The organism is Streptomyces sp. NPDC059788, assembly GCF_042732265.1.
GTDB lineage: Bacteria > Actinomycetota > Actinomycetes > Streptomycetales > Streptomycetaceae > Streptomyces.
This window is the reverse complement of the sequence record NZ_JBHWHY010000023.1, coordinates 143,521-152,474: the sequence shown is the minus strand read 5'-3', so window position 1 is coordinate 152,474 and position 8,954 is coordinate 143,521. Positions and strand designations below refer to the sequence as shown.

Sequence of the window (8,954 nt, the reverse complement as noted above, 5' to 3'; positions counted from 1 at the left end):
CGGACGGTGGACTCGCTGGCCTCGGCCGCCTGGGCGACGGCCCGGATCCCACCGTGTCCCAGGATCCGGGCCTCGGCACCCATCAGCAGACGGCGCTGCCGCTCGTCCAAGTGCGGGAACAGCACTTCGAACTTCACAGCGAGTTGACCACGGACCTCGTCGGAGATGCACATACCACACCAACGAGCCGAATCACGGGAAGCAACACCTTGATTCTCTGCAAGCCCTAACGAGGTTGTGAGCGAATGAGGTCGGGGCGTGCTGGTCTGGAGGGTTGGCTGGGGGGTGATTGAGCAGGCCGTCGTGTGTACGGGCACGAGTTCGGTGCTCGGCTTGCCTCGGGTGGCCCGCTGGGCGGCGCGGTCGGAGACCCGGCCGGCAATGGCCCGGTGGGTGGCCGGGTGGTTTTCGCGGTGTCCGAGGAAGCGTTGCAGCGGACGCCACTGCTTGTGCTCGGCGTTGGCGTGCTCGACGCAGCTCCGCGCGGAGGACTGGCGGCGCCGCTGCTCGCGCCGGGCGTACCGGTCTCCGGGCGGAGCGTCGCCCTTCGGCTTCTTCGGCGGCGCGCTGACCTGGTCGGGGAACTCGTCCGCAAGGCCCCGGTAGTCCTCGTCGACCTCGGCTTTCACATTCGGGTGGAGGCGGAGCTGTTCGGCGATGCCCTCGGTGCGGACTGCGGTCTGGTCGTGCATTCTTCCGGGCCGGTCGGCTCCAGACCACAGGGGGGCCCTGGCCGTCACTGACCGTGGTGGTTTTGCATGTGTTCTGCTTCTTCTTCCCGCAGACGAACGCGCAGCGTCCGGGACGGTGGGCCCGGGGGCGGCGGGCCTGGGTTTCGGTGCCGTCGATCCGCAGCTTCCCGTTCTCGGCTTCGGCGTAGGCGCGCACGTCCGCCAGCGTGCGCAGCCGCAGCCCGGGCCGGTCGGGGACCGCGAAGCCCGCTTGGCCGGCAGCGGACGCATCTCACCGGTTGCGCGGGTGATGTGATAGTGGACCGCTCCAGGCCGTAGAGCTCCGCGAGTGCGGCGTGCGGGAGGTGGGTGCGCAAATGGACCGGGGTGACCAGCACCCGGTCGGTGAGGACCAGGTCGTGCTCGGGCCCGGCGCCGGGCTGCTGCTTGTGCTTGCCGCCGCGCCGCTCGTGCAGCGCGGGCTCACCCCGCGCGGTCCACGGGCCGACCAACTCCTCGGTCAAAGCACCGGGATGTGCACGGGAGATGCCCGTGAAGGCAGGGTGGGGCAAGGCCGCACGGGCCCGTTTCTTCGTCGTGACACACGAGGAAGCCGTGCGGCCGGCTGAACGTGACGTCCAGTTCCCCCGTCCCAGTTGATCTTTGCTGACGGGTGCTGCCGTGACCGGGACAGGCGGAATCAGATGTCCGTCACCTGACGGCGGCCAGGCGGTGCAGTACCAGGGCTGGGCTTCACAGCCACCGCTGGGCTGCCTCGACGCTGTCGCCGCCGCTGGTGTTGAACGCGATGGAGGCGCCCGGTGCGTGGCGTCGGACCAGGTTCACGACCTGCTCGAAGAACGTCGCAAGGGGTTCCGGCTTGCGTATCCCACCCCCGATGACGACGACGTCCCAGTCTTGCCTGGAAAGCGCCGCGACCACCGTGGACTCGGCTGATGCGTCCGGCGCGATCAGCGCCATGGAAGCGTCGATGGCATGTTCGCCAAAGCGGGCCAGTTCCTTGTCCAGGACCGCGCGCATGGCGTCCCCGTCCATACCAGGCACTGCGTGAGGGTCGAAACCGAGAATGAGAACAGAAGGCATGCTCTGCATGACGATCACTCCAGCCTCCCGGTTCCCGCTACACGAAACTGCCATCCCGACGTGAGACGGCAACTTCGCCCACAACCTCGTAAGAGTGCAATGGTGCGTACGGCGAGGGACCACGGCAGGCCACGCTGACGGGCTCCCTCGCCGTACTCGAACCCGTCGGTAGCCGTCAGGCTCAGCTGCACGATCCGTGCGGGGCCGTTCCGGGGCGGGCGGCGGGCAGGCGGCGGACGTTGCCGGGGGCTGCGGCCTGTTCCCGTAGACGCATGATCTCGTCGTGCTGTGCTGCCAAGCGCGAGACGGCAATGTGGTGAGTTCGGCAACGGTCTCGTTCCGCTGAGCCAGGCGTTCCTTGATCCCGGCGACCTAGGACTTGAGTCGTTCGATCTGCGAGATCCGCGGACCGACGACCTCTCCGGCCTCCTGCACCCCGCACAGCACACCCCATACGTCAGCTTTCCTTCACCGATCAGGAGGCGTCCTGATGACCGACCAGCCCACGCGCCCGGTGCGCACTGTCCTCAAGCGTTTCCCTGCCGCCGGCCCGTACGGCTCATGGCCCGTGGACCAGTACACCGCCCACAAACAGGCCCAGGGACAGCCCGCCCGGGGCGTCATGGACCTGCACGCCGACGAATTCCTGGTGATCGCCGACAGTCCCGCTCCGCACTGACCCGCCCACTCCCCAGTGCCGTGCCCGCCGCTGTACGGGCACGGCGCCCCTGCTGAGCGAAAGGCGCTCTGCCCATGCCTGCCCGACCCGCGCCATGCCCGTGCTGGTCACTCTTGCGCTCCTCGTTCCCGCGGCGGCTGCCTGTTCGGACCGCCGAGACCGGCACCGCGACGACAGGGCGCTCACGCCGACCGCCGCGCTGTGTGGGCTCTGTCCACGCTGTGCTGGACCCACGTGAACGCCTACGGCCGGTTCGATCTGGACATGAACAGTCGCGTCGATCTCGGTCTAGTCCCGGCAGGGCCAAGCGCGGTAGTGGATCCGAGGGCTGCTCCGGTGAGCTGGCAGGCCTTCGGCGACGGTGAGGTTGGAGCGGATCTCAGGGAGTGAGGCCCGCGTCGCGGGCCAAGAGCGCGGCTTGGACACGGTTGGTAACACCCAGAGTGGTCAGAATGCGGCTGACGTGCGATTTCACGGTGCTCTCCTGCATACCGAGGCTTTTCGCGATGTCGGCGTTGGTGTCTCCTTGGGCGAGCAGCGTCAGGACGTCCCTTTCGCGCGGGGTGAGGGTGTCGATGCGGGCTTGGGCCTGGGTGATCTGGGGGCGGCCCGTGTGGTGGTAGCGGTCGATGAGACGGCGGGCAGCGGTGGGGTGGAGCATGGCGGAGCCGGCGGCGACGAGGTGGACGGCGCGCAGGATCTCGGCCGGGTCGGTGTCCTTGAGGAGGAAGCCATCGGCCCCGGCAGCCAGTGCGTTGTAGACGTACTCGTCGAGGTCGAAGGTGGTCAGGGTGATGATTTTGGGAGGGTGAGGCAGGGCGCGCAGCCGTCTGGTGGCGGTGATGCCGTCCATGCGGGGCATGCGGACGTCGACCAGGGCGACGTCGATACGGTGGGCGGTTGCCTGCTCGATGGCATGGAGTCCGTCAGTTGCCTGGGCGACGACATCGTTGGTGGCGTCGCTGCCGAGGAGGTCGGTCAGTCCGAGACGGACGAGGGCGTCGTCGTCGACGACCATGGCGCGGATCATGGGCGGGGGCCGTTCTGGTGGGATCCGGTGGGGTGAGGGATGCGGGCGGCCAGACGCCAGGTTCCGGCGCCGCCGGGTCCGGCGTTCAGGTGTCCGCCGAGTGCTTCGACCCGCTCGCGCAGGCCGATCAGGCCGAATCCGGAAGAGACTTGCTGGGCGCCAGTCAGGCCGGTACCGGGCGGGTTGGTGACCTCGACCAGGGTGTCGGGCGGCGCGTAGGCGACGCGGACGCAGACTGGTGCGTCGGGTGCGTGCTTGCGGGCGTTGGTCAACGCCTCCTGGACCAACCGGTAGACGGCCAGCCGGTGAGCAGCGGGCGCCTGTGCGGGCCTGCCCTCCACGGTCACGCTGATGGCCTGTCCTGCCGACCGCGCCTGCTCGATCATCTCTTCGACGTCACGCAGGACCGGTGCGGGCGGATTCGCGGCGGACAGGGGCTCGGCGGTGTGCAGGGCGCCGAGCACGTCGCGCAGGTCGGTCAGGGCGTCGGTCGAGGCGGTGCGCAAGAGGCTGAGGCGTTCGATGACGGGATCGGGCAGCGTGTCCTTTTTGGTGGCCATGATGCCGGTGTGCAGGGCGATCAGGCTGAGCCGGTGGGCGAGCACATCGTGCATCTCCGCCGCGATCGCGGAACGTTCCGCCATCCGCGCAGCCTGCTCACGTAGTTCCCGTTCGGTCCGCAGATGCTTTACCTGGGCATTCAGTGCCTGGACCAGGCGGCGCCGGTTGCCCATCCACAGCCCGCCGATCACGGCCAGTATCAGGAAGAGCATCGAGCCGTACTGCTGCGGGATCCACAAAGACGCAGCCGGGCTAAGGACGGCATTGCCGGCGAGCGCCACGGCAGAGCAGGCCACGGCTGCCCTGATACGTCGCCGGTCGGCAAGGTCGAACAGGGCGATCAGGAGCAACGGCAGTCCAGGCCACCCCCACACGCCCGTGGCCACCGTGGTCAGAGCCGGAGCCGGCCACCACCGCTGGCTCGACAGCAGAGCCAGCCCGCACGTCAGCAGCACCGCGCTACGGACGGTGACGTACTGGCCGCCGCTCGACAATGTCCCATTCTGCACAGCACCCAGGGTCAGCAGTACCACCAATGCGTAGCGCCCGTACGCGGCCCATCTGCGGCTCCATTCCCGTTCCACCTGTGCAGCGTAGGCAGACGGCCGCCGGTTCCACCGCCGACGTTCTGCCATGACACCCCCCTACTTTCGTAGGGGAAGGCGGTCGTAAAAGGGACGATCCGCAGAGGTGAGAGCGTCTTTAGCGTCGACGCCATGGACAACTGGACCACCTCACACGACCGTGTCCTCGCGCAGCGCAACGCCGAGGGCTGGATGTTCCTCATCGAAGCAGCCCGCGACCTGCGCACCACCGGAGCCATCGCTCCCAGCAGCAAAGCGCTCGCCCGCCTGCTCACCGCCCCGGTCCAGGAGCACGGAATGCAGCCACTGAACGTCCTGGAAGCGGGCGCAGGCACCGGCTCAGTCACCCGCACCTTGCTTCCTCGCCTCTCCCCAGGCAGCCGACTGGATATCGTCGAGGCCAACGGGCGCTTCGTCTCCCAGCTGCGCCGCCTCGTCCGCACCCATCCGCGGCTGGTCGGCGAGAGGGAACGGATCCACGTCCACCACACCCTGGTCGAACAGCTCGACATCGGCCACCCCTACGACGTGATCGTCTCCGGCCTGCCGTTCACCAACTTCACCCCCGCCCAGGTCGAGACAATCATGAACCGGTACATGGAACTGCTCCACCCCGGCGGCATCCTCACCTACTTCGCCTACTGCGGCACCCGCTACGTCCGCTTCCTCACTGCCTCCCGCGCCGAGGCTCGCCGCCACCGTGCCGTCGAGGAAGTCCTCGCCGACTACCGGCGTCGGTATGCCACCGGGTGCTGGACCGTGTGGGGCAACCTGCCCCCGGCCAACGTCTGGCAGCTGCGCCGCCCTCTTCCTGGGGCCGTACCGGCAGCGCTGGACATCGCGGCCGGAGTGGCCCTGTGAATACGCTGGCAGGTCTGATCGGCCACGTCCCCGCTCCAGCCGCTTACGCGATTCTGGCCGCCGCGGTGCTGGCTGAGTCCGTGTTGCTGCTGGGCGCGTTCATCCCGACCCTGACCCTTCTGCTGGCCTCCGGCGCCCTGGCCCGCGCCGGCGACCTCAACCTCGTCCTGATCATCGCCACCGCCGCGAGCGCGGTCTTGGCCGGTGACGCGCTCGGCCACCGTACCGGGCACCTGCTCGGCAGCCGCCTGCGAACCGGCCGCATCGGCCGCCGCATCCCCGCCGTCGCCTGGCAACGGGCGCAAGCCCTCATGAACCGACGCGGCGGGCAGGCCGTTTTCCTCTCCCGGTTCGTCCCCGTCGTACGAACCCTGACCCCACACCTGGCGGGGGCGACCCGCTTGCCCTACCGCCGCATCGCCCCCTACAGCCTGCTCGCCGCCCCTTTATGGGCCGGCGCTGAGGCCATCGCCGGATACGCCGCGGTTGCTTCCTTCCAGCACGTCATCACCTACGGTGGCCCGGCCCTCGCAGCCGCCGTAGCAGTGATCGCCACCATCGCACTGGCCGTGCACAAGATCCGACACCGTAGCCGAAGCCGGGCAGCCGACAGCAAGAGCCCGACCGCGTCCCCCACCCCGGCCGCCCTGCACACCTGAGGGCCCTGTCACAAACGACCCTTCGGGCGAGCACGTTTCATAGTGGGCCGCCGACCTCCATCGATCATCAGACGCCTCCGCGACGCCAACTGCGGCAAGATCCCGCTCGTCGCTCGCTACGACGAACACGAACGCGCCACCGGGCCGCTGCTGCCGCACCTCTTCCAGCGCCGCCACTACCGGCAGCCGCAGGTCATGGGCCAGAACACGGTCGCCCGCCTGCTCCGCAAGGCCCTGGAACGGAGGGGGCTGCGCGACCAGGCAGGCACCCCGATGCGCTACACGCCCCACGACTTCCGCAGGATGTTCGCGACCGAGGCCGTGACCGGCGGGCTGCCCGTCCACATCGCCGCCCGCATCCTCGGACACAAAGCTCTGACGACCACTCAGGCATACCTCGCGGTCTTCCAGGACGACCTAATCCGCACCTACCGCGGCTTCCTCGACCGCCGCCGGCAGGTCGTCTTGCGGCCGAGCCTGTGCCCCCATCATGCGGTGATCTACCGCTCCCGCTCCCACAGCTACCGCGAACTGCCCCTGCGGATGGCCGAACTGGGCGGCATGTACCGCTCCGAACTCTCGGGCGTTCTCGGTGGGCTGACCCGGGTGCGGGCCATCCAGCTCAACGACGCGCACATCTTCTGCACCCTGGACCAGGTCGCGGAGGAGGCGCAGGCGGCGCTGGAGATGATTCGCCAGGCGTACGAGGCGCTCGGCATCACCCCCACTCGTTATCGGCCCTCCCTCCCGGGGCCCGGTGGCAAGTACGTTCCCGCACCCGAAAAGTGGCAGCGTTCCACCGCCCTTCTGACCGGCGTCCTGGACCGCTCCGGCCTGCCCTACGAGGCGGCCGGGGGAGAGGCCGCGTTCTACGGCCCCAAGATCGACGTCCAGGTCACCGACGGCGCTGGCCGGGAGTCCACCCTGTCCACCGTCCAAGCCGACTTCCACCAGCCCGAGCAGTTCGACCTGCACTACATCGGCGCGGACAGCGCCAAGCACCGCCCGGTCATGGTCCACCGCAGCATCATCGGCAGTGTGGAGCGAGCCGTCGCCCATCTCATCGAACAGCACGGCGGTGCTTTCCCCGCCTGGCTCGCTCCCACTCAGCTGGTGATCCTCCCGATCTCCGACACCGAACTGCCGAACGCCGCAACCCTCGCCCAACGCTGCACCCGTCTGGGACTGCGTGCCCAGATCGCGGGGCCGGACCGCGGCAGCCTGAGCGCCCGAATCCGAGAGGCCCGCCTGGTTCCCTACCAAGCCGTCATCGGAGCCAAGGAGGCCGCTGACGATCACGTCGCACTGCGCTTGCGTGACGGACGCCGACTCGACCCGCAGCCGGTCAGCAACGCACTCACCCACATCAGCGCTCTCATCGGGGAGCACAGCACCGAACTGTGGACCGACCCGGCCTCAAGCAGGCGCCGCGATCACGGTGGGCCAGCCGCCCTTACTGCCGCGGCGGTGGCGGTTGGCCCGCTCGTTCTTCGTGCGGCTCCACGGCTGCTTCTTTCCGACTCCGGCCGCCTCCCCTTAGACGGCGTCCTACATGGTGAGGTTGAGGAGCCGTTTGTAGCAGCAGAGGGCGGCGGCGAGGCCGAGGAAGGCCAGGTAGTTGCGTGCATGGCGTTCGTAGCGGGGCTGAGCCGGCGGTAGCCGGTCAGCCAGGACATCGTCCTTTCGATCACCCACCTGCGACGCCCCAGGCGTTCGCTGGAGTCGATGCCCTTGCGGGCGATGCGGACACCGATGCGCTGGCCCCCCAGCCGTCGCCACAGGTGGGGGATGTCGTATGCCTTGTCCGCGTGCAGACGCCGGGGCTTTGACCGGTCTGCGTGGGATTCGTGTCCCATGTGGATATGGGACAGCATCGGCTTCAGCGCGAGGCTGTCGTGGGTGCCGGCCGCGGAGATTTTGACCCGTAGGGGCAGTCCTGCCGCATCGGACAGGATGTGCGTCCTGGAACCGGGCTTACCCCGGTCCACGGGTGACGGACCTGCACGTTCGCCCCCTTTTGGCGCGGACGCAGGCGGCGTCGAGGACCGCCCTGGACAGGTCCACCAGGTCCCGCGTGTCCAGGAGCTGGAGGACCTTGTGGTGCAGTCGGCCCCAGAGACCGGCCCGGGACCAGATGACGAAGCGGCGGTGCACGGTCGACTTCGATGCACCGAAGCATGGTGGCAGTGCCCGCCAGGCACACCCGCTGACCAGCACATAGACGATCGCCGCGAAGACCGCCTCATCATCGATGTTCGCCACCCCGCCGCCTTGCGGCCGCACTCTCGCGGCGGGCAGCAAAGGCTCCGCGACCTCCCACAACCCGTCCGGAACAATCCAGTCCCAACGCCCACTCCCCATAAAGGCGGCCTACCCCAAAACGTGACGTGGCGACGCGCGCGAGGCCGCACTCAGCCTCGGCGAGCAGGCGCAGGAGCTGGCCAGGCGCCCCTACGACCTTCGTCATGCACTCATTTCGTTCTGGTTGGCGTTCGGCGTCGATCCTGCCGAGTGCGCCCGCCGGGCCGGGCAGAGCATCCAGGTGCTGTTCCGCTACTACGCCAAGTTCCTCGCCGAGGCTCGTGATCACGCCAACCACCTGATCGAGGAATCGATGCGCCGGTGGGACGGCAGCACGGAGACCACGGCTGGGGAGTGAACGGGACTCTGGCCCGCGTATGGCCCGGAACGGCTGGTCAGGACGGGTGTATGGGTGGGGCATATTGGGAGGAGGGGAATATTTGGCTACCTCCCCTCGGGGGTGTCGCGAAGGGCGCCTGGTCTGTATAAGTGCAGGCCAGGCGC

7 protein-coding genes and 3 pseudogenes are annotated in these 8,954 nt (G+C 68.7%); 5 read left to right on the top strand and 5 right to left on the bottom strand.

The genetic code is table 11. From position 1 onward, the window contains the following. Together ACFV57_RS21525 and ACFV57_RS21520 are read right to left on the bottom strand one after the other, a co-directional pair. A pseudogene (locus ACFV57_RS21525) lies at positions 1–692 on the bottom strand (hypothetical protein); the annotation flags it as partial. Between the two features lie 732 nt (positions 693–1,424). Continuing rightward, positions 1,425–1,775 (bottom strand): hypothetical protein, encoded by a 351-nt coding sequence (locus ACFV57_RS21520; protein WP_385234493.1) that lies wholly within the window; start codon positions 1,773–1,775, stop codon positions 1,425–1,427. A 490-nt stretch (positions 1,776–2,265) separates the two neighbouring features. Here ACFV57_RS21520 and ACFV57_RS21515 point away from each other — a divergent pair, with 490 nt between their 5' ends. Next, positions 2,266–2,454, top strand: a complete 189-nt coding sequence (locus ACFV57_RS21515; protein WP_385234478.1) for a hypothetical protein — start codon at positions 2,266–2,268, stop codon at positions 2,452–2,454. A 379-nt stretch (positions 2,455–2,833) separates the two neighbouring features. On the opposite strand, the gene ACFV57_RS21510 is transcribed toward ACFV57_RS21515, so the two are convergent. Both ACFV57_RS21510 and ACFV57_RS21505 read right to left on the bottom strand, forming a co-directional pair. Next, entirely contained in the window at positions 2,834–3,484 is a 651-nt protein-coding gene (locus ACFV57_RS21510) for a response regulator (protein WP_385234475.1), read from the bottom strand. Beyond that, entirely contained in the window at positions 3,481–4,629 is a 1,149-nt protein-coding gene (locus ACFV57_RS21505) for a sensor histidine kinase (RefSeq protein ID WP_385234472.1), read from the bottom strand. The genes ACFV57_RS21510 and ACFV57_RS21505 overlap by 4 nt, the downstream gene beginning before the upstream one ends. A gap of 132 nt (positions 4,630–4,761) precedes the next feature. Between ACFV57_RS21505 and ACFV57_RS21500 the strand changes: the two genes are divergently transcribed. The 3 genes and pseudogenes from ACFV57_RS21500 to ACFV57_RS21490 form a co-directional block, all read left to right on the top strand. After that, positions 4,762–5,490: a class I SAM-dependent methyltransferase gene (locus tag ACFV57_RS21500; RefSeq protein ID WP_385234469.1), complete on the top strand. Its 729-nt coding sequence runs from the start codon at positions 4,762–4,764 to the stop codon at positions 5,488–5,490. Beyond that, complete coding sequence (locus ACFV57_RS21495) at positions 5,487–6,149, top strand: DedA family protein (RefSeq protein ID WP_385234466.1); 663 nt, start codon at positions 5,487–5,489, stop codon at positions 6,147–6,149. Before ACFV57_RS21500 ends, ACFV57_RS21495 begins: the two co-directional genes overlap by 4 nt. A 195-nt stretch (positions 6,150–6,344) precedes the next feature. Next, positions 6,345–7,565 (top strand): annotated as a pseudogene (locus tag ACFV57_RS21490) (aminoacyl--tRNA ligase-related protein); the annotation flags it as partial. Positions 7,566–7,697: 132 nt separating this feature from the next. Here ACFV57_RS21490 and ACFV57_RS21485 read toward each other — a convergent pair. Continuing rightward, positions 7,698–8,510, bottom strand: a pseudogene (locus ACFV57_RS21485) (IS5 family transposase). A gap of 124 nt (positions 8,511–8,634) precedes the next feature. Between ACFV57_RS21485 and ACFV57_RS21480 the strand changes: the two are divergent. Beyond that, entirely contained in the window at positions 8,635–8,808 is a 174-nt protein-coding gene (locus ACFV57_RS21480; protein WP_385234463.1) for an integrase, read from the top strand. The last annotated feature ends 146 nt before the right edge of the window (positions 8,809–8,954 follow it).

Excerpts from the sequence above, each read along its gene's own strand:
- ACFV57_RS21515 (WP_385234478.1), top strand. The coding sequence starts at position 2,266 with ATGACCGACCAGCCCACGCGCCCGGTGCGCACTGTCCTCAAGCGTTTC.
- ACFV57_RS21510 (WP_385234475.1), bottom strand. The coding sequence starts at position 3,484 with ATGATCCGCGCCATGGTCGTCGACGACGACGCCCTCGTCCGTCTCGGA.
- ACFV57_RS21520 (WP_385234493.1), bottom strand. The coding sequence starts at position 1,775 with ATGCCTTCTGTTCTCATTCTCGGTTTCGACCCTCACGCAGTGCCTGGT.
- ACFV57_RS21500 (WP_385234469.1), top strand. The coding sequence starts at position 4,762 with ATGGACAACTGGACCACCTCACACGACCGTGTCCTCGCGCAGCGCAAC.